The organism is Paracoccus alkenifer (assembly GCF_900108405.1).
Taxonomy (GTDB): Bacteria; Pseudomonadota; Alphaproteobacteria; order Rhodobacterales; family Rhodobacteraceae; genus Paracoccus; species Paracoccus alkenifer.
This window is the reverse complement of sequence record NZ_FNXG01000001.1, coordinates 708,815-727,457: the sequence shown is the minus strand read 5'-3', so window position 1 is coordinate 727,457 and position 18,643 is coordinate 708,815. Positions and strand designations below refer to the sequence as shown.

The window sequence follows — 18,643 nt, the reverse complement described above, 5'->3', positions numbered from 1 at the left end:
TGCCGGCGCTGGACCTGGCCGCCCCGGGGGGCGATAGCTGGACCTGCCGCTGTTCCCGGCGCCCAAATTTCAAGGAGCCTGCCATGCCGCTTGTCCGGATCGAGCTTTTCCCCGGTCGCACCCACGAACAGAAGATGGAGATCGCCCAAGCCGTCACCCGCGCGCTTGAGCAGACGGCGGGCGTTCCGCCCAGTGCCACCACGATCATGTTTTCCGAGGTCGCGCCCAGCGACTGGGTGGTCGCCGGCAAGCCGCTGGGGGCGCCGAAACCTGCCGGGGGATGATCCGCCCGCGACGGGCACTGCGCCGTCCCCACTCTGCGCCGTCCCAACCCTGCGCCGTCAGGCCATCTCGTGGTCGATCAGCACCACCAGCCTGTCGCGAGAGCAGCGTTCCACGCGCGCCTCGACGCGATAGACCTGGGCCAGCATGGCGGGGGTCAGCACCTCGGCCGGCGGGCCGTGGCTGTGGACCGAGCCGCCGTGCAGCACCACGATGCGGTCGGCCCATTGCGCGGCCAGCGCAAGGTCGTGCAGCACCGCGACCACCACGCGCCCCTCGGCCGCCAGCCGGCGCAGCTCGGCCAGCAGGCGCACCTGCCGGGCAAGATCCAGCGCGCTGGTCGGCTCGTCCAGCAGCAGCAGGCGCGGGTCGCGGACGATGGCCTGCGCCAGGCTGACCATCTGCCGCTGCCCGCCCGACAGCTGGTTCAGCGGCCGCAGCGCCAGTTCGGCGATGCCCAGCCGCTCCAGCACCGCCATGGCCGCCGCGTCGGCCTGGGCCGCGGGGGTTTCGCCGGTGGCGCGCAGCGCGGCGAGGATGCTTTGCAGCACGATCAGCGACGAGCCGGCGGGCAGGGTCTGCGGCATGAAGCCGACAAGCTGCGCGCGCTCGCGCCCCGGCAGCTGCGCAAGGTCGCGCCCGTCCAGCGTGATGGCGCCGCGATAGGGGGTCAGCTGCGCCACCGCCCGCAGCAGCGTCGATTTCCCCGCTGCGTTCGGTCCGGCCAGCACGGTCAGCTCGCCCGGCCGCAGATCGGGCAGGGACAGCCCGTCCACGATCCTCCGCCGCCCGTAATTTATGGCGACGTCGCGCACGGACAGCCCGAGGGCGGCGGTATTCGCGCCGGCCCCGCTCATCGTCCTGGCCTGCCGCGCATGATCAGCGCAAAAAAGATCGGCAACCCGATCAGCGAGGTGACCAGCCCCACCGGCAGCAGCACCCCCGCCACGATGGTCTTGGACAGGGTTGACGCCAGCGACATCACCAGCGCCCCGGTCAGCAGGCTGGCGGGCAGGAAAAACCGGTGATCCTCGCCCACCAGCAGCCGCGCGATATGCGGCCCGGCCAGCCCGACAAAGCCGATGACGCCCACCATCGCCACGGCGCTGGCCGACAGCAGGCTGACGCGCAGCAGGCTCCACCGGCGCAGGGCGCGGACATCGACGCCAAAGGCGCGGGCCTGTTCCTCGCCCATGCGCAGCGCGGTCAGCCGCCACGCCGCGCGAAAGGAAAACGGGGCGGTGACGGCCAGCACCAGCGCCAGCGCGGCGGCGCCCGGCCAGCTGGCTGCGGCAAGGCTGCCCATGGTCCAGAACACCAGCTGTTGCAGCGCATCGGCCGAGGCGATGAATTGCAGCAGCGACAAGAACGCGCCGGCGGCAAAGTTGAGCGCGATGCCGAACAGGATCAGCACCTCGGGGTCGCCGCCGCGCGCGCGCCCCAGCGCCTGCAACAGCAGCAGCGCCCCCAGCGCGAACAGAAAGGCGTTGCCCGAGATCGCCCAGCGGGTCGGCAGAAACGGCAGGCTCAGCCCCAGGATGATCGCCGTCGCCGCGCCCAGCGCGGCGGCGCTGGAGACGCCCAGCGTGAACGGCTCGGCCAGCGGGTTTTCCAGCACGGTCTGCATCTCGGCCCCCGCCAGCGCCAGCGCCGCACCGACCAGCAGCGCCACGACCGCCACGGGCAGGCGCACGGTCCAGACGATGACCTCGGTCGTGCGGGAAACCTCGCCCGCGCCGGTCAGGGCGCGCAGGGTTTCCCCCAGCGGCAGCCCGGCGGGGCCGGTGACCAGATCCAGCACCACGCCAAGCGCTGCGATCACGGCCATGACGCCGACCAGCATCGCCCGGCGCCGGTTCTGGCGGTGATAATGTTCCAGCAGCGCGGTGGTCATTCCCCGGCCCGCACCCACCATGTGCCCGGCACGCTGACCGGCAGGAACTGCCGGTCGATCTGCGCCAGCGTGGCCTCGGGGTCGAGGTCGGCGAACAGCTCGGGGTGAAAGCTAAGGGCCAGATGCTCGATCAGCGCGATATGGGCGGGGGTGTCGTTGAACAGATGCCAGATACCCGAGGCGCGGCCCTGTTCCACCGCCGGCAGCGAGGACAACCCCGGCGCCGCCAGCAGCGTCTTGAAACTCGCCCGCGCCTGTTCGGCATCGACCCCCGACCCCAGCACCAGCCCGCCGCGCCCCGCCATATGGGTGCCGCCGGTGGCCAGATAAACGTCGGGGTCGGCGCCGATCAGATATTCCAGGCTGACCGTGCCCTGAACGCCCGGCACCACCTCGGCCGCGATGTTGGTGCCGCCGGCGGTGGTGATGAAATCGTCGAACACCCCCGAACCCACAGTCGGGCAGCACCCCTGCGGCGAGGCATGCGCATGCAAAAACACGCGCGGGCGCTGGATAGAGGGGTCGGCCAGTCTTTCGGTGATGCGCGACAGATGCGTGTCGTAGAATTCGGCGAATTCGTCGGCCTTGTCCTGCGCGCCGGTCAGCGCGCCAAGGATTTTCAGGCTGGGGATCGAATTTTCCAGCGGATGCGCAAAGAAATCCACATAGACGACGGGGATGCCGGCGGATTCGATCTGGTCGCGGGCGCGGTCCATCCCCGGATCGCCCCGGTCCATCAGCGACAGCACCAGCAGATCGGGTTGCAGCGCGATCACGCTTTCCGCCGACAGGTCGCGGTTGCCCGACCCGACCGGGCGGATCGCATCCATCGCCGGAAAACGCGCGCGATAGGCCTGCTGCGTCGGCTCGTCCAGCGCCTTGTCCAGCCGCCATCCGGCGACCAGCGCCACCGGATCTTCGTGCAGCAGCCCCAGCACGGTCAGATGCCGCCCCTCGCCCAGCACGATGCGGTCGGCGGGTTCGGACAGGGTGACCTGGCGCCCCAGCAGGTCGGTCACGGCGATCTCGGCGCGCAGCGGCGCGGCGAGGGCGCAAAATGTCAGGACAAGCGTGGCTGATCGACGAAGCTGCGGCATCCTGCTCTCCTTCAAGCGGGGCGAGGGCGGCGGGGCCGCCCTTGCCCGGTGCGTTTCTGCGGTGTCCCTATTCGGCCGCCGGGCGGATGCGCGAGATGCGGTCGCCGCGCTCGTCGTTTTCGCCGCGCGACTTGTTCACGGCATAGACGGCCCCGTCGCGCAGGACGCGGATCTGGTTGGGATAGCTGCCGCCGTCCAGATTGGCGACGATCTCGCCCTCGGGGGTGACGGCGGTCAGCGTGTCCGAGCCGCGGTTCGCCACAAAGGCCAGCCGCGACTGCGGGTCAAAGGTCACGCTCAGCGGGCTGGCGCCGATGTCGATGTCATGCAGGATCTCGCCGGTTTCCTCGCTGACGATCAGCAGGTTGTCGCTGCCCTGCGCCACGACGAAAATCAGCCCCTCTTGCCGGTCATAGGCGGTGTCCGAGCCGTCGATGACGCCGCGCAGCGGCAGCACGCGGACCGCGCCGCTGTCCAGATCGACCACCGCCACTTCGGGCGTGCTGATGCTGACGGTGAACAGCTTGCCCGATTCGGTGTCCAGATCGACGCTGCGTGCCCCGAACTGGCCGCGGCGGATGGTCGAGGCGATCTCGATGGGCGCAAGCTGTTCCAGCGTGGCGGTGTCAAACACCTCGATCCGGCCCTCGAAGCTGGTGCTGAGATAGGCGCGACCGCGGGACTCGTCGATCATCACGTCGCGCGGATGGGGCACGGCGCCGGGGTCGAACTGCCGGACCAGCGACAGGTCGGCCTGGCTATAGACGGCGGCGGTGTTCTGGCGGGGGTTCGAGACCCAGACATGCCCGTTCGTGTCGTCCACATCGACGCCGTAGACCGCGAACACCCCGCCGTCGCCGCCGTCGGGGCGGGCAGGGGCTGCGGGCGGCGCGGCCGAGGCCACGGTTTCCAGCGTTTTGGGGTCGATCTTGATCAGCGACGATTCGCTGACCGGCGGGCGGCCGACGGCCGAGGTCACGAACAGCGCGTCCGAGGCGGGGCTATAGGCGATCTGATACAGCCCCCGCGTCACCGGCGCGCTTTCGACGGTGAACCTGTCCTCGCCCGACAGCGGGATCCGGGGCGAGATCTTGAGATCGACCACCGTCGCGGCGGCGGGGTTTTCCGCGATCACCACGATCGGATGCACGCCGGGGGCGGCATCCTCGTCCACGGTCAGGCCAAAGCTCAGCTTGCCCTCGGGGTCCACGGTCAGCGGGCCGTCGGCGTTCAGCACCGTGGTGCCGCGCATCAGCGTGACCTGTTGGCCCGGGGTCAGCGCATCGCCGCTGATCACCGCGTCCGAGCCGGGATAGACCGGCGCGCCGCGCTCGGCCCCGCCGGCGTTGACCGAGCCGGTGAACACGTCGGCGCTGGGGGTAAAGATGCTGTCGGCCAGCGCCGGTCCGGCCAGCGCCAGCGCCAGCGCCGAGGCACCCAGCAGGCGCCGGGCAAGGTGACGTGAAATCATGGTCATGAGGATCCCCTTTGGTCTGTGACGTTTCGGGCTGGGCCGGAGATCCGGTCTGGCGTAGGTTCCGCGCAGCAGTATATTCCCGACAGGAGTTGTCAACCATGGCCGCGCCATAAAACTCCGTGATGCGGTCGCCGGGAAAGGAATCGGTGAATGTCGGATACAGGTCGCGTCAGGCCCGACCATGCGCAGAACCCCGCCACGTTGCGCATCTTTGATACCGGGGCGCCCACGCATCGCCTGTCGCAGATGTCGGTGGCCTGCGGTCCCGGCCACCGGCTGTTTCTGGCCGTGCCCAAGGCCAAGGCACCGCCCGGTGGCTGGCCGGTGCTGTATCTGCTGGACGGCAACGCCGCCTTTGATTTCCTGACGCCCGAGCATCTGGCCGCGGTGCCGGGGCTGGTGCTGGTCGGCGTCGGCTATGACACCGACCGCCAGTTCGCGCGCGAACGCAGAACCATGGATTTCACCGCGCCCGACGGGCCGGGCGACGGGCTGCGCCCCGATCCGGTGCATCCCGGCCGCACGGCGGGCGGGGCATCGCTGTTTCTCGACCGCCTGACCGGCGAGCTGCGCGAGGCGGCCGAACAGGGGCTGCCCATCGACCCCGCGCGCCGCTGCCTGTGGGGGCACAGCTTTGGCGGGCTTTTCGTGCTTTATGCGCTGTTGACGCGGCCGGGGACGTTTGCGCGTTTCGCCTCGATCAGCCCGTCGATCTGGTGGGACGAGCCGCTGATTCGCCGCGTTGCCGCGCAGGCGGGACGGATCGAGCCGCCGCCGCCCCTGCTGATGGCGCTGGGCGACCGGGAAAAACGCTCGGGCAGTGACGGGCCGCCGCCCGACGGGCCGGCGCCCGCGACGATGCAGTTCATCGCCGACCTGCGCGACGGGCAGGGGCTGGCGCCGCAGGTGCATGTGCTGCCGGGGCTGATCCATATCCAGACCATCGCCGGCTCTCTGCCGCTGGTCCTGCCTTTCGCCGCCGGTTGACCGAATCTTCATCCTTTGCGGGCAGGATGCCCGGGAAAGGAGACAGCGTATGATGATTCGCCCGAAAATTCCCGCGCCCGCCGGAACTGGCGGGCGGGGGTGTCAGTATCGGTCCAGACGGCGCACAAGCTCGGGCGCGATCATGGCGGATGCCTCGGGCGAGGTCATCTGCGGGTGCAGGAACGGCACCGCAAGCGCCTCGACCTCGCCGGCATAGGGCTGCCACATGTCGGCGCCAAGGTTTTCGCCCGCATGGTCCAGCGCGGCGCGGATATGGGTCAGGCGACCGGGCATCGGGCGGTGGTAATGGCCGCGCACCAGCCGGTTGGTGTCGGTGACCAGGCGGGTGATGCCGTCCAGCACCGGGTCGGGCAGCGCGCCCAGCGTGGTTTCGCCCGCGCGCAGGAACGCCACGACCTTTTCGCGCGAATCCAGATCGAGATGCGCGTTGGGATCATGGCCCGCGATGGCCAGCAGCGCGCGCAGGGCGGCGACCGGGTCGGGGTCGGGCTCGTTGCGCCAGGCATCGGCGGGATAGCTGTCCAGCAGCGCGACAAGCCCGGCCTTGCGCCCGACAGCCGCCAGTTCGACCGCCAGCGCCTGCGCGATGATGCCGCCGACGGACCAGCCGACCAGATGCACCGGCCCGTCGGGCACGAGCCGCAGGATATGCTGCATGTATTCGCGGGCCAGCGCATCCAGATTTTCCGGCAGCGCCGTCTGCGGATCCAGCCCCGGATGCTGCACCCCCCAGACCCGCCGCGCGGGTGCGATCAGCCGCGCGAGATGGCGATAGCCCCAGGAAATGCCGCCCGCGGGATGGATCAGGAACAGCGGCGCGGCATCGGGATCGCCGTCGGCCAGCAGGATCAGCGGCCCCAGCCCGTCGTCCTGCGCGTGGGCCTCGATCGCGGCGGCCATTGCCGACAGGACCGGGTGTTCGAAAATCGTGCCAAGCCCGGGATCGCGGCCGGTTTCCTGCCCGATGCGCAGGGTCAGCCGGACGGCGGACAGCGAATCGCCGCCAAGGGCAAAGAAATCCGCCTCGGCCGTGGCGGGGCGGGGCAGGTGCAGCACCTCGGCGAACAGGCGTGCCAGCAGCTGCTCGGTCGCGGTTTCCGCGGCGCGGCCGCCGGCGCGGAACTCGGGCGCGGGCAGCGCCTTGCGGTCCAGCTTGCCGTTCGAGGTGACCGGCAGCGCGCTCAGCGCGATTTCGGCCGAGGGGACCATATAGGCGGGCAGCGTGTCTGCAAGCTTTGCGGCCAGCGCGCCCTGGGCATAATCGGCCTTGGGGACGAGATAGGCGACCAGCCGCTTTTCGCCGCCATTGTCCTCGCGCGCGAGCACGACGGTTTCGCGGGCAAGCCCGGTCGCCATGATCGCGGCCTCGATCTCGCCCAGTTCGATGCGCAGGCCGCGGATCTTGACCTGATGGTCCGAGCGGCCCAGATAGACCACCGCGCCATCCGGGCGCCGCCGCGCCAGGTCGCCGGCGGCATACAGCCGCTGCCCGGGCCGGTGCGGGTCGGGGATAAAGCGTTCCGCCGTCAGGTCGTCGCGCCCCAGATAGCCGCGCGCCAGCTGCACGCCGCCCAGATACAGGTTCCCCGCCAGCCCCGGCGGCAGCGGCCGCATCCGGTCGTCCAGCACCTCAAGCACGGTGTTCCAGACCGGCCAGCCGATCGGCACCGGATTGGCGGTGTCGTCGGGCGCGGCCGGCCAGTAGCTGACATCGACGGCGGCCTCGGTCGGGCCGTAAAGATTGTGCAGCTCGGCCGTGATGCGCTGGTGGAAACGGTCGCGGTGATCGGCGGTCAGTTCCTCGCCCGAACAGAATACCCGGCGCAGCGCCAGCCCGCCGGACGCCGGCGCGGCAAGGAACGCCGACAGCATCGAGGGCACGAAATGCAGCGTGGTGATCGCATGGCGGCGGATCAGCGCGGCAATGGCGGCGGGGTCGCGATGCGCGCCCGGCGGCGCCATCACCAGCTCGGCCCCGACGATCATCGGCAGGAAAAACTCCCACACCGAGACGTCGAAACTGGCCGGAGTTTTTTGCAGGATGCGGTCCGAGGCGTCGATGCCGTAATGCGCGCCCATCCACAGCAGCCGGTTCACGATGGCGCGGTGTTCGACCATGACGCCCTTGGGCTCGCCCGTGGAACCCGAGGTGAAGATCACATAGGCCAGATCGTCCGGCGCGGCTGGCGTGGCCGGGGCCGCGCCGGTGGTCGGCCAGTCGGGCGTGGTCAGCAGGGGCGTGCCCGGCGCAAACAGCGCCGCCAGATCGGGCGCGCTCAGCACCACGGCGGGCTGCGCGCGCGACAGGATGCGGGCGATCCGTTCGGCCGGGTGGTCGGGGTCCAGCGGCAGATAGGCCGCGCCCGCCCGCAGGATCGCCAGCAGCGCGATGGGCAGTTCCAGCGAGCGTTCCAGCGCGACCGCGACGATCCCGCCCGGCCCCGCCCCCAGCGCCGACAGTTTCGCGGCAAGCGCGGCGCTGCGGCGGTCGAGGTCCGCAAAGCTCAGCGTCTGGTCGCCATGGCTTAACGCCGGGGCGTCCGGGGTGGCCTGCATCTGCGCCTCGATCAGCGCGGTCAGCGTGGTGTCGGGGACCGGATGCGCGGTCGCGTTCACCTGTTCGGTGGCGGCGATTTCGGCCGGGCTGGCGGTCGGCACCGTGGCCAGCGACGGCGCGGCCAGCGCGGCGCGCAGGAACTCGGGCAGGCGCGCGGAATGGCCGGCGATATCGTGGGCCGTGTAAAGCGCGGGGTTGGCGTCCACCTCGAACAGGATGCCCGACTGCGGGTCGCCGCGAAATGTCAGGGTCAGGTCGTCCACCGCGCCTGCGCCAAGGATATGCAACCCGACCGTCAGCCCCGCAAACACCGGCGCCCGGTCAAAGGGCTGCACGTTGACCAGCGGCCCGTAAAGCCGGCGCGAGCCGCCGACAAGCCCCAGGTCGCGGCGCAGATATTCGCTGCGGTAAAGCCCGTGGCGGCGTTCCTCGCGCAAGGTGGCGGCCTCAAGCGCCAGCCAGTCGTCCAGGGGCATGTCCTCGTCGGGGCGGATGCGGTGGGGCAGCACGTTCATCGCCATGCAGGGCAGGCGCGCGATCTTGCGACCCATCCGCGCCATAAAGGGGATGCCGATCACGCAATCGCCGCCGGTCCAGCGCGCCAGATAGGCGCCGGTCAGCGCGGTCAGCACATCCGGCCAGCCCAGCTTGCAGCGGGTGGCGACCTGCTCCAGCGACGCGGCGATATCCGCCGGCAGCCACCGGCTTTCGCGGATGAAGCGGTGACCGCTGACCGCCCGGCCGGGGTTGGGGCCGGTGACCTCGGGCAGGTCGGCCATGGCGGCGCGCCACCACTCGGCGGCCTGCGCCCGGCGGTCGGATGCCAGCCACGCGTCGTTTTCGTCATGGGCGCGCTGATAGGGGGGCAAGGGCATCGGCACGGGGCCGGCGCCGGTCAGGGTGCCGTAATGTTCGCCGATGCGGTTGGTGACCAGCACCATGCCGTAGCCGTCGATGGCCAGATGGTGGATGCGTTCGTAAAGCAGGTGCCGGTCGGGCGACAGGATGAACAGGGTGAATGCGGCCAGCGGCTCGGCCGACAGGTCCAGCGGGCGGTCGCTGTCGGCGCGCATCCGGGCCAGCGCCTCGGCCTCGGGATCCGGGTGCGCGCGCAGATCAACGATGCGCGGGGTGATGCCCTGGGGCGACAGGAATTGTTCCGGCCCGTCCTCGCCCATGCGGAAACGCAGGTGCAGCGCCTGAGATTCCGCGATGGTGCGGGCCAGCGCCTCGCGCATCGCGGGCAGGTCCAGCGGGCCGCGCAGGTCCAGATACTGACCGGTGTTCAGGATCGGGTTGGCCGGGTCCAGCGCCTGCGCATACCACAGACCCTCTTGCGCCTCGGTCAGCTTGTGGGCGCGGGCAGCGACCGGGGCAGGGGCGACAGCAGCCATGTCAGACGGCTTGCGCGGGCAGGACGACCTCGCGCCACCATTCGCCCAGCGTCGAATATTCCGCAAACAGCCCGAAATCGGCGGTCAGCCCGGCCTCTTCCCATGCCAGCACCAGCCGCATCAGCCGCAGCGAATCCAGCCCCAGATCGGGCAGCACATCGTCGTCGCGGACCTCGGAGGGGTCGAGCTCGATCAGCTCGGCAATATCCTTGCGCATCTGTTCAAGCGTCAGGGTCATGGCGTCTTTCCTTGGTCCAGAAAACGGGCGCGCAGCTGCGCGCGCAGGGTGTTGCGGCTGATCTTGCCGACGGCGGTGGTCTGGAATTCGTCCACGAAAACAACCTGATCGGGCACCTTGAATTCCGCGAGGCCCCGGGTGCGCATGAAAGACTTGACCTCGGGCGCGCGCAGGGTCGCGCCGGCGGCGGGGATGACAAAGGCACAGCTGCGCTCGCCCAGGAACGCGTCGGGGATCGAGACCACGGCGGCATCGAAGATGCCTTGATGGGCCAGCAGGTGATCCTCGATTTCCTCGGCCGAGATCTTTTCGCCGGCCCGGTTGATGTGATCGCCGGCGCGGCCCTGCACGACCAGATAGCCGCCGGGCAGCCGTTTCACGATGTCGCCGGTGCGGTAGAATCCGTCGTCGGTAAAGCTGCGGGCATTGGCCGCCGGGTCGTTGTGATAGGCGCGGATCGTATAGGGGCCGCGGGTCAGCAGGTGCCCGGGCAGGCCGTCCGGCACCGGGTTGCCGTCGTCGTCCAGCACCAGCACCTCGTCATCGGGGCTGATGGCGCGGCCTTGCGTGCCGATGATCGTTTCTTCGGGGTCGTCGAGCCGTGTATAGTTCACCAGCCCCTCGGCCATGCCGAACACCTGTTGCAGCGTGCAGCCCAGCGTGGGGCGGACCCGGGCCGCCGCCTCGGGGATGAATTTCGCGCCGCCCACTTGCAGCACTTGCAGGCTGGAAATGTCATGGGGGGTTTTCGCTGCCGCCTGCATCCACAGCAGTGCCACGGGCGGGACCACGCCGGTGATGGTCACCCGCTCGGCCGCGATCAGGCGGAATGCGGTGTCGGCGCTGGGGTTGGGACACATCACCACGCGCGCGCCGGCGTAAAGCGCGCCCATGACCCCCGGCGAGCTCATCGGAAAGTTATGCGCGACGGGCAGGGCGGCCATATAGATGCTGTCCGGCCCCAGCCCGCAGATCCCGGCGCTGGCGCGGAAGCTGTAGATATAATCGTCGTGCGTGCGCGGGATCAGCTTGGACAGCCCGGTCGAGCCGCCCGAGATCTGCAAGAACGCCACCGAGGCCGGATCGACCTGCGGCAGCGGCCGCCCGGCCGCGGGCAGGGCGTCGAAATCCAGATGCGGGCCGGGCTCGCCGATCACCACGACATGGGCAAGCCCCGGCGCGCCCGCCTGCACCTCAAGCGCGAGCGGGCGATAGTCAAAGCCCTCGTGCCGGTCCACGATCACCAGCGCCTTGGCGCCCGCGCGGGCAGCGAAATGCGCAAGCTCGGTCTGGCGGTGGGCGGGCAGGGCATAGACCGGCACCAGCCCGGCCAGAAACAGCCCGAACACCGCCGGAAAGAACGCGGCCACGTTGGGGATCTGCACGATCACCCGGTCGCCGGGGCACAGCCCCAGTCCCATCCAGCCTTGCGCGGCACGCTCGGCCATGGCCAGCAGCTCGGCGTAGCTCCAACGGTGGGTGGCATCGACCACGGCCAGCCGGTCGGGATGTTCGGCCGCCCGCGCGCGCAGCATCTCGCCAAAGGTCTCGCCCCGCCAATAGCCCTTGTCGCGGTAGAGGGCGGCAAATTCCTGCGGCCAGACCTGACGCGGATCGGAGGAGACGGGATCGGACACGGGCTCACCTGTGCAAAGCGGCTGGGAGGGGCTAACGGCAGGCGATAGTGTAACCAAGAGAAATCGTCAACATTTCGTGGGCGCGATTGTCGCAGCCGGGCCGGGGCGCTAGGACTGCGCAGGAACGGCACCCATCCGGGGCCGCAGGATCAGGACAGGACGCTATGGCTCATTCCCGCCGGGCTTTGCCGCTGCGCGACACGCCTGCGCGCTATGGGCGCGTCACCCGGCTGTTGCACTGGACCATCGCGGCGCTGATCTTGTGGCAGTTCCTGGGCATGGCGATCAAGCTGGCGCTGGGGAGAGGGCCGGTTTCGGGGTTCTTTGTCGGGCTGCATCAGCCGGTCGGGGCCGTGCTGTTCGCGCTGATCGTGCTGCGGGTGGCGTGGGCGCTGCTGAACCGCCGCCGCCGCCCGGACCATGGCGCCGGGCTGGTCGGGACGGCCGCACGGCTGGGCCATCTGGCGCTTTACGCGCTGATGCTGGCGGTGCCCTCGCTTGCCCTGCTGCGGGCATGGGGGTCCGAGCGCGCATTCCAGCCGTTCGGCGTCCGGATATTTGCGGCGCGCGAGGCCCCCGTCGAATGGGCCGTCAAGCTGGCCGATGCGCTGCATGGCGAGCTGGCGTGGCTGCTGGGGGTGCTGATCCTTGGCCATGTGGTCATGGTCGGGGTGCATCACGCCATGTGGCGCGACGGCACGCTGGCGCGCATGGTCGGCCGGGCCGGCCGGGGGCGTCAGCCGCGCAGCGTGGCGCCCCCGTCGACATAGATGTCGGCCATGGTGACGTGGCCCGCCTGTTCCGACAGCAGATACATGACCGAGGCCGCGATGTCCTGCGGCGTGGCCAGCTTGCCCAGCGGTATCCCGGTGCGAAAGCTGGGGCCGTCGCCCGCGATCACCCGCGCCGCGCCCTGATCGTCGGCCCACATCCCCGTCTGCATCCCGGTCAGGGTCGAGCCGGGGGCGACGATGTTGCAGCGGATGCCGTGGCCGGCCAGCTCCAGCCCCAGGCAGCGGGTCAGCATGGTCGCCGCCGCCTTGGACGCGGCATAGATCCCCATGTTCATGCGCGGAATCCCGGCCGCGTTCGAACTGACCACCGTGATTGCCCCGCCCCGCCCATGCGCGCGCATCGCCCGGCCCATCGCGGCGGTGACGTTGAAGACCCCGCGGGCGTTGGTGCCCATCACAAATTCCCATTCCTCGGCCGGGGCGTCCAGCAGCGGCAGGGTGGACAGCGCTCCCGCCGCATGGGCGCCCAGCATCAGCGGGCCAAAGCGCGCCTCGGCCTCGGCGATCAGCGCGTCGGGCGGGGCAGAGGCCACATCCAGCGGCCGCCAGATCACCCGGTCGCCGTCGCGGCAGTCGGGCGCGGCCAGTGCCTCGGGCAGGTCGGTGGCCAGGACGCTGGCCCCCGCGTCAAGCAAGGCCGCGACGATGGCCTGCCCGATGCCGCCGGCCGCGCCGGTGACCATCGCCAGCCGGTCCCGAAAACCCGTCAGTTCCATCCGTTTACCCCAGCGCTTTCAGAATCGTTTCTGTTGTCATCACCACCCCGCAGGTTGCCGCGACCATCTCCATCGCCGTGTCGTGGCGGGCGCGGCTGAAATCGGCCTGCGCGTCGGCGGCGGCAAAGGGCTGGATGTCGCGCTGGAATGCCTCGGACGCGGTGGCGAGGCAGCCGATATGCGCATAGATCCCGGTCACGATCAGCTGGTCGCGCCCGCGTGCCCGCATCAGATGGGCAAGGTTCGAGCGCTGAAAGGCGCTGTAGCGGTGCTTGACCAGCAGGTGATCGCCCGGCTGGGGGGCAAGCTCGGGCAGGATTTCCTCGTGATCGAGGGTGGCTTCCATGCCGGGGCCCCAGAAATCGGCCTGCAAACCGCGGTCGGGGCGGAACTGGTTGCCGCGCTGGGCGGTGTAGAACACCGGAACCCCGGCTGCGCGCGCAGCCCCCGCAAGCCGGGCGATATTGGCGACCGCGGGGGCAAGCGGGCTGTCCCCGGCGGTGAATGCGCGGCAGAAATAGCGTTGCATGTCATGGATCAGCAGCGCCGCCCGGCCCGGGTCGGGGCGCCAGTCGACACGCGCCTGCGGCACGGTTTCGGGCAGCGCATAGGCAGGGATGCGGGGCAGGGCCATCGGCGAAATCTCCTTGCAGGTCGGGGTATTGCGGTCAGGCAGGCAGGGTGACGCCCGCCATGCCCGCGTCGCGCGGCAGGCCCAGTGCGGCCAGCAGGGCGCCGAACTTGGCGCCGGTCTCGGCGGCCTCTTCCATCGGGTCCGAGCCGCGCACGATCCCGGCGCCGGCGTGCAGCCGCGCATGGTTGCCGCTGATCTCGGCCGAGCGGATCGCCACGAACCATGCCCCGTCCCCCTGCGCGTCGTTCCACCCCACCGCGCCCGCGTAAAATCCGCGCGGGCGGGGTTCCAGCTCGCCGATGATCCGGGCGGCGCGGGTGGCGGGCACGCCGCAGACGGCGGGCGTCGGGTGCAGCGCGGCGGCCAGCAGGATCGAGGGCACCGCCGCATCGCGCAGCCGCCCGGTGATGCGGGTGCCCAGATGCCACATGCTGCGGGTATGGGTCAGGCCGGTGCCCTCGGGGCAGGCCAGTTCGGTGCAATGGGGCGCCAGAATGTCCAGGATGTATTCCACCACAAAGCGATGTTCGCGGCGGTCCTTGTCGGACTGCGACAGCCCCTTGGCCGCGGCATGGTCGGCGGCGGGATCGGTGCTGCGAGGGGCCGAGCCTGCCAGCGGGTGCGACACGATCCGCCCGCCCGATTTTCGCAGCAGCAGCTCGGGGGTGGCGCCGATCAGGGCGTGGTCGGGGCCGCCGGGCAGGCGGGTGTGATAGGTGGTGACATCGGGATCCTGCGCCAGCCGCGCCATCACCGCAGGGGCGGGGATCGGGGCGTCCGCCTCAAGCGCGAGGGTGCGCGACAGCACGATCTTGGCCAGCGCGTCGGGGCGGCCAGTTTCATCCTCGATGATCCGCAGGGCGCGGGCGACGGCGGCGGCATAGTCGCCGGCAGAGGGCTGGGGTTGCAGGCTGCGGATCGTCGGCAGCGGCTGCGCCTGCGCCTGCGCCTGCGCGGGCAGCGGGGGCGCGGGGCAGGCAACGGCCTGCCACAGGCAATCCTCGGCCTCGCGTTCAAAGGGCAGGGCGCCGCCGATCACCATTCCGTCGCCCAGCCCTGCCGCGGCCAGCCGGCTGTCCAGCGTGGCCACCGCCCCGCGGGGCAGCATCCGCGCCGGCCCGCAGCCCGCGATGCCGGCGCGCGGGCCGCGAAAGGAAAACAGGCAGTTCTCGGGTCGGGTCACAGGCTGGATCGCGTCACTTTCATGCGGACGAATGTTCATCCGTCTTCCTTCAGGATAGAGGGGCCTTGATGGGATGCCGGCAGCGCGCCCCGATGAAGACGAGTAAAACCCTCAGATATGCCGAAGCGCGCCGGGGCGCAAGCGCTTGCCCGGCGATCAGCCAAGCCTGCCGGGTGCCGGATCTGCCCCGAACCTGCGCAGCCGCGGTCTTGCGGTCCGGGCGGTTTTGCGCGCCCATTGGTTGATTTGGGATAGCGCGCTCGTCATTCACGGGGGCGTCCGGCCACGCGGGCGGCACGGGGCCGCGTGTGGCCGGGAACGATTTGGAATGCTTGACGGGATGCGGCTGATGCCGCAGCACTGGGATCTGGCCTTGGCGGGGAAATGCCCTGGCTATATGATGCGCCAGCAACATCTATAAAGATAAAGCAATAGCAACAGGTTAGGAGACCAGCTTCCATGATGACCAGATTTGCCGGCCTGACGGCCGCCGTCGTGATGGCCTTGGGCGCGACCACGGCGTCGGCGCAAGAGCTTCAGTTTTTCCGGATCGCCACCGGCGGCACCGCGGGCACCTATTTTCCCATCGGCGGCCTGCTGGCCAACGCCATTTCCAACCCCCCCGGCTCTCGCGCCTGCGAGGATGGCGGCGCTTGCGGCGCGCCGGGGCTGGTGGCGACAGCGGTTGCGTCGAACGGGTCGGTCGCCAATGTGAACGGGATCAACGGCGGCACCATCGAATCCGGCTTTTCGCAGTCGGACGTGGCCTATTGGGCCTACACCGGCACCGGCGTCTGGGAAGGCCAGCCCCCGGTCGAGGATCTGCGCGCCATCGCCAACCTGTATCCTGAATCCATCCATCTGGTCGCGCGCGCGAATGCGGGGATCGAATCAGTGGCGGATCTGGCCGGCAAAAAGGTCTCGCTGGACGAGCCGGGGTCGGGCACGCTGGTCGATGCGCGGCTGATCCTGGGCGCCTGGGGCCTGTCGGAATCCGACATCACGCCCGAATATCTCAAGCCGAACCAGGCCGCGGACCTGATGCGCGACGGGCATATGGACGCGTTTTTCTTTGTCGGCGGCTTTCCGGCCGGCGCCATCGCCGAACTGGCGACCTCGATCCCGATCAAGCTGGTGCCGCTTTCGGGCGCCGAGGCCGATGCGGTGATCGGCGAATACGGCTTTTTCGCGTCGAACACCGTGCCGGCCGGCACCTATAACGGCGTTGACGAGGATGTGGTGACCCTTGCGGTCGGCGCCCAATGGATCACCAGCGCAAAACAGCCCGACGATCTGGTCTATGAGATCACCCGGGCGCTGTGGAACGACAATTCGCGCCAGCTGCTGGATGCGGGCCATGCCAAGGGCCGGGAAATCCTGCTTGAAAACGCGCTTGATGGCGTGGGGATCCCGCTGCACCCCGGTGCCGCCCGCTTCTATTCCGAAGCCGGGCTTGAGGTTCCGGCGGCGCAATAAGCCGGGCATCGCATCTCTGGCGGGGGCGCGTTTCGGCGGTCGCTCCCGCTTTTCGTTTCAGGTGCCTGGCTTGGTCGGGCAGCGGACAGTCAAGGCAGACGCATGGCGAACACCCCCCTGGACCCACGGCCCGAGGACGCGGCGCGATCGGGATCCGACACCCCCCGGCCCCAGCCGCTGAGCGGCGAAGAAGTTCTTGAGCTGGAAGAAAAATTCGACCCCGAGGTCCGGTTCCGGCCGCTGGGCAGGACCGCCGGCGCGATCGCTGCGGTCGCGCTGTTTTCCCTGTCGCTGTTTCACTATTACACCGCCGGTTTCGGTCTGCTGCGCGAAGTGACGCATCGTGCGGTGCATATGTCCTTTGTGCTGTCGCTGATCTTTCTGGTGTTCGGGATCAACAAGGCCAGCTATCGGCTGTATCCGGCGTCGGTCCTGCGGCCGGCGGGGATCCCGCTTTACGACTGGATCCTGATGGCGATCGCCGCGGTGACCACGCTTTACGTGCCCTGGGTGTTTTCGGAACTGGCCTTTCGGGTCGGCAACCCCTCGACGCTGGATCTGGTCATGGGGACGGGGCTGATCGTGGTCCTGCTGGAGGCCACTCGCCGCGCCATGGGCTGGCCGCTGCCGATCATCGCGATGCTCATGATGCTTTACGCGATATTCGGCCCGCAGATGCCGGGGCTGCTGGTCCATCCGGGGGCAAGCTGGGCCTCGGTGGTCAACCATCTTTACCTGACCTCGCAGGGGATCTACGGGCTGCCGGTCGGGGTGATCGCCACCTATGTGTTCCATTTCGTGCTGTTCGGGGTGCTGGCGACCCGCATGGGGCTGGGCCAGCTGTTCATCGACGGTGCCACGGCCGTGGCCGGACGGCTGTCGGGCGGCCCGGCCAAGGTGTCGGTGGTGTCCTCGGCGATGATGGGCACCATCACCGGATCGTCCATCGCCAACGCGGTGACCACCGGCGCGCTGACTATCCCGGCGATGATGCGGATCGGCTATGCCCGCCACTTTGCCGCCGCGGTCGAGGCCGCCGCCTCGACCGGCGGGCAGATCACGCCGCCGATCATGGGCGCCGCCGCCTTTCTGATGATCGAGTTTCTCGGCATCCCGTATACGCACATCATGATCGCCGCGCTTGTCCCGGCCTTCATGCATTTCTTTGGCGTCCTGATGCAGGTGCATTTCGAGGCCAAGCGGCGCGGACTGCGCGGCCTGACCCGCGAGGAAATGCCCCAGATCTGGAAGGTGCTGCGCCGCGACTGGCCGACGCTGATCCCGCTGTTCGTGCTGGTCGGAATCCTGCTGAACGGCAACACGCCCTATCTGGCGGCGTTCTGGGGCATCACGCTGTGTGTCGGCGTGGGGCTGGTCAACCCCAGGAACCGCATCACCATCGCCGATGTGTTCGCAGCCTTTGTCACGGGGGCGAAATATGCGCTGGCCGTGGGGGCGGCCGCGGCGACGGTGGGCATCATCATCGGCGTCTTCACCTTGACCGGCGTGTCGTTCAAGGTGGCCTATATCGTGACGCAGACCGCCTCGGACTGGGCGGGGGCGATGATTTCCATCGTGCCCTTCGGCCTGCTGTCGATCGAGGGGCTGACGCTGTTTCTGACCCTGATGCTGACGGCCGTGGTGTGCATCGTCATGGGCACGGGCGTGCCGACCACGGCGAATTATCTTATCATGGTGACGGTGGCCGCGCCGATCCTTGCGCTGCTGGGGGTGCAGGACATCGTCGCGCATTTCTTCGTGTTCTATTACGGGATCCTGGCCGACATCACGCCGCCGGTGGCGCTGGCGGCCTATGCGACGGCCGGGATCGCCAATGCCAACCCGTTCTCGGCGGGGCTGACGGCATTTCGGCTGTCGATGGGCAAGGCGCTGGTGCCCTTTGTCTTTGTGTTCTCGCCCTCGATGCTGATCATGGTCAACAACTTCAGCTGGGCAGAGTTCGCGCTGGCGGTCTATGGCTGCATTCTGGGCATCACGGCGCTTTCGGCGGCATTTTCGGCCTATATGACCGACCGGCTGTTTCGCTGGGAACGTGCGGTGCTGGCGGTCGCGGCCTTTCTGCTGATCGCGCCCGAGGTTTTCACGACGCTGCTCGGCTCGGCGCTGTTCGTGCTGGTCTGGCTGCGCCCGGTGGTCTGGCGCAAACACGGCGGCGTGCCGGGCTGAGACCCGCTGTTTGCGCAGCGATGCAGGGGGCCGGGCATATGTCCGGCCCTTTGCCATTGCCGCGGGCGC

At 69.5% G+C, this 18,643-nt stretch carries 15 protein-coding genes; 5 read left to right on the top strand and 10 right to left on the bottom strand.

The genetic code is table 11. The annotated features are described in order from the left end of the window. Positions 1 to 83: 83 nt before the first annotated feature. Positions 84 to 284, top strand: a complete 201-nt coding sequence (locus BLW83_RS03425) for a tautomerase family protein (RefSeq protein WP_090845941.1) — start codon at positions 84 to 86, stop codon at positions 282 to 284. Between the two features lie 57 nt (positions 285 to 341). On the opposite strand, the gene BLW83_RS03420 is transcribed toward BLW83_RS03425, so the two are convergent. From BLW83_RS03420 to BLW83_RS03405, 4 genes are all read right to left on the bottom strand, one after another. Then, a complete protein-coding gene (locus tag BLW83_RS03420) occupies positions 342 to 1,139 on the bottom strand; it encodes an ABC transporter ATP-binding protein (protein WP_090845495.1) in 798 nt (265 codons plus the stop codon). Next, positions 1,136 to 2,176: a FecCD family ABC transporter permease gene (locus tag BLW83_RS03415; RefSeq protein ID WP_090845493.1), complete on the bottom strand. Its 1,041-nt coding sequence runs from the start codon at positions 2,174 to 2,176 to the stop codon at positions 1,136 to 1,138. Before BLW83_RS03415 ends, BLW83_RS03420 begins: the two co-directional genes overlap by 4 nt. Continuing rightward, positions 2,173 to 3,273, bottom strand: coding sequence for an ABC transporter substrate-binding protein (locus tag BLW83_RS03410; protein WP_090845491.1), 1,101 nt, complete (start codon positions 3,271 to 3,273; stop codon positions 2,173 to 2,175). Before BLW83_RS03410 ends, BLW83_RS03415 begins: the two co-directional genes overlap by 4 nt. Before the next feature lie 67 nt (positions 3,274 to 3,340). Then, entirely contained in the window at positions 3,341 to 4,750 is a 1,410-nt protein-coding gene (locus BLW83_RS03405) for a YncE family protein (protein ID WP_090845489.1), read from the bottom strand. 150 nt (positions 4,751 to 4,900) lie between these two features. On the opposite strand from BLW83_RS03405, the gene BLW83_RS03400 reads away from it, so the two are divergent. Then, positions 4,901 to 5,737 (top strand): alpha/beta hydrolase, encoded by an 837-nt coding sequence (locus BLW83_RS03400; protein WP_090845487.1) that lies wholly within the window; start codon positions 4,901 to 4,903, stop codon positions 5,735 to 5,737. Positions 5,738 to 5,839: 102 nt separating this feature from the next. Here the strand turns inward: BLW83_RS03400 and BLW83_RS03395 are convergent, their stop codons facing one another. From BLW83_RS03395 to BLW83_RS03385, 3 genes are read right to left on the bottom strand one after another with little or no spacing between them, the layout of a single operon-like run. Continuing rightward, entirely contained in the window at positions 5,840 to 9,709 is a 3,870-nt protein-coding gene (locus BLW83_RS03395; protein WP_090845485.1) for a non-ribosomal peptide synthetase, read from the bottom strand. Position 9,710: 1 nt separating this feature from the next. Continuing rightward, the gene (locus BLW83_RS03390; RefSeq protein WP_090845483.1) at positions 9,711 to 9,947 is read right to left on the bottom strand and encodes a phosphopantetheine-binding protein; all 237 of its coding nucleotides are present in this window, start codon (positions 9,945 to 9,947) and stop codon (positions 9,711 to 9,713) included. Next, positions 9,944 to 11,584, bottom strand: a complete 1,641-nt coding sequence (locus BLW83_RS03385; protein ID WP_245728599.1) for a (2,3-dihydroxybenzoyl)adenylate synthase — start codon at positions 11,582 to 11,584, stop codon at positions 9,944 to 9,946. Before BLW83_RS03385 ends, BLW83_RS03390 begins: the two co-directional genes overlap by 4 nt. 164 nt (positions 11,585 to 11,748) lie before the next feature. Between BLW83_RS03385 and BLW83_RS03380 the strand changes: the two genes are divergently transcribed. After that, positions 11,749 to 12,354, top strand: coding sequence for a cytochrome b (locus tag BLW83_RS03380; RefSeq protein WP_090845481.1), 606 nt, complete (start codon positions 11,749 to 11,751; stop codon positions 12,352 to 12,354). Here BLW83_RS03380 and BLW83_RS03375 read toward each other — a convergent pair. The 3 genes from BLW83_RS03375 to BLW83_RS03365 are packed head-to-tail and all read right to left on the bottom strand — an operon-like array spanning position 12,321 to position 14,950. Then, positions 12,321 to 13,094: an SDR family oxidoreductase gene (locus BLW83_RS03375; protein WP_090845479.1), complete on the bottom strand. Its 774-nt coding sequence runs from the start codon at positions 13,092 to 13,094 to the stop codon at positions 12,321 to 12,323. The genes BLW83_RS03380 and BLW83_RS03375 overlap by 34 nt on opposite strands. A 4-nt stretch (positions 13,095 to 13,098) precedes the next feature. Beyond that, entirely contained in the window at positions 13,099 to 13,728 is a 630-nt protein-coding gene (locus tag BLW83_RS03370) for an isochorismatase family protein (protein ID WP_090845477.1), read from the bottom strand. A gap of 34 nt (positions 13,729 to 13,762) precedes the next feature. Continuing rightward, positions 13,763 to 14,950, bottom strand: coding sequence for an isochorismate synthase (locus BLW83_RS03365; protein ID WP_090845476.1), 1,188 nt, complete (start codon positions 14,948 to 14,950; stop codon positions 13,763 to 13,765). Between the two features lie 420 nt (positions 14,951 to 15,370). Here BLW83_RS03365 and BLW83_RS03360 point away from each other — a divergent pair, with 420 nt between their 5' ends. Next, on the top strand, positions 15,371 to 16,387 hold the full coding sequence (locus tag BLW83_RS03360) for a TAXI family TRAP transporter solute-binding subunit (RefSeq protein ID WP_245728598.1): 1,017 nt from the start codon (positions 15,371 to 15,373) through the stop codon (positions 16,385 to 16,387). Between the two features lie 102 nt (positions 16,388 to 16,489). Further along, complete coding sequence (locus BLW83_RS03355; protein WP_090845474.1) at positions 16,490 to 18,574, top strand: TRAP transporter permease; 2,085 nt, start codon at positions 16,490 to 16,492, stop codon at positions 18,572 to 18,574. The last annotated feature ends 69 nt before the right edge of the window (positions 18,575 to 18,643 follow it).

Coding starts and splice junctions, on each gene's coding strand:
- BLW83_RS03415 (WP_090845493.1), bottom strand. CDS start 2,176: ATGACCACCGCGCTGCTGGAACATTATCACCGCCAGAACCGGCGCCGG.
- BLW83_RS03400 (WP_090845487.1), top strand. CDS start 4,901: ATGTCGGATACAGGTCGCGTCAGGCCCGACCATGCGCAGAACCCCGCC.
- BLW83_RS03425 (WP_090845941.1), top strand. CDS start 84: ATGCCGCTTGTCCGGATCGAGCTTTTCCCCGGTCGCACCCACGAACAG.
- BLW83_RS03390 (WP_090845483.1), bottom strand. CDS start 9,947: ATGACCCTGACGCTTGAACAGATGCGCAAGGATATTGCCGAGCTGATC.
- BLW83_RS03365 (WP_090845476.1), bottom strand. CDS start 14,950: ATGAACATTCGTCCGCATGAAAGTGACGCGATCCAGCCTGTGACCCGA.
- BLW83_RS03355 (WP_090845474.1), top strand. CDS start 16,490: ATGGCGAACACCCCCCTGGACCCACGGCCCGAGGACGCGGCGCGATCG.
- BLW83_RS03375 (WP_090845479.1), bottom strand. CDS start 13,094: ATGGAACTGACGGGTTTTCGGGACCGGCTGGCGATGGTCACCGGCGCG.
- BLW83_RS03370 (WP_090845477.1), bottom strand. CDS start 13,728: ATGGCCCTGCCCCGCATCCCTGCCTATGCGCTGCCCGAAACCGTGCCG.
- BLW83_RS03380 (WP_090845481.1), top strand. CDS start 11,749: ATGGCTCATTCCCGCCGGGCTTTGCCGCTGCGCGACACGCCTGCGCGC.
- BLW83_RS03395 (WP_090845485.1), bottom strand. CDS start 9,709: ATGGCTGCTGTCGCCCCTGCCCCGGTCGCTGCCCGCGCCCACAAGCTG.
- BLW83_RS03420 (WP_090845495.1), bottom strand. CDS start 1,139: ATGAGCGGGGCCGGCGCGAATACCGCCGCCCTCGGGCTGTCCGTGCGC.
- BLW83_RS03360 (WP_245728598.1), top strand. CDS start 15,371: ATGATGACCAGATTTGCCGGCCTGACGGCCGCCGTCGTGATGGCCTTG.
- BLW83_RS03405 (WP_090845489.1), bottom strand. CDS start 4,750: ATGACCATGATTTCACGTCACCTTGCCCGGCGCCTGCTGGGTGCCTCG.
- BLW83_RS03410 (WP_090845491.1), bottom strand. CDS start 3,273: ATGCCGCAGCTTCGTCGATCAGCCACGCTTGTCCTGACATTTTGCGCC.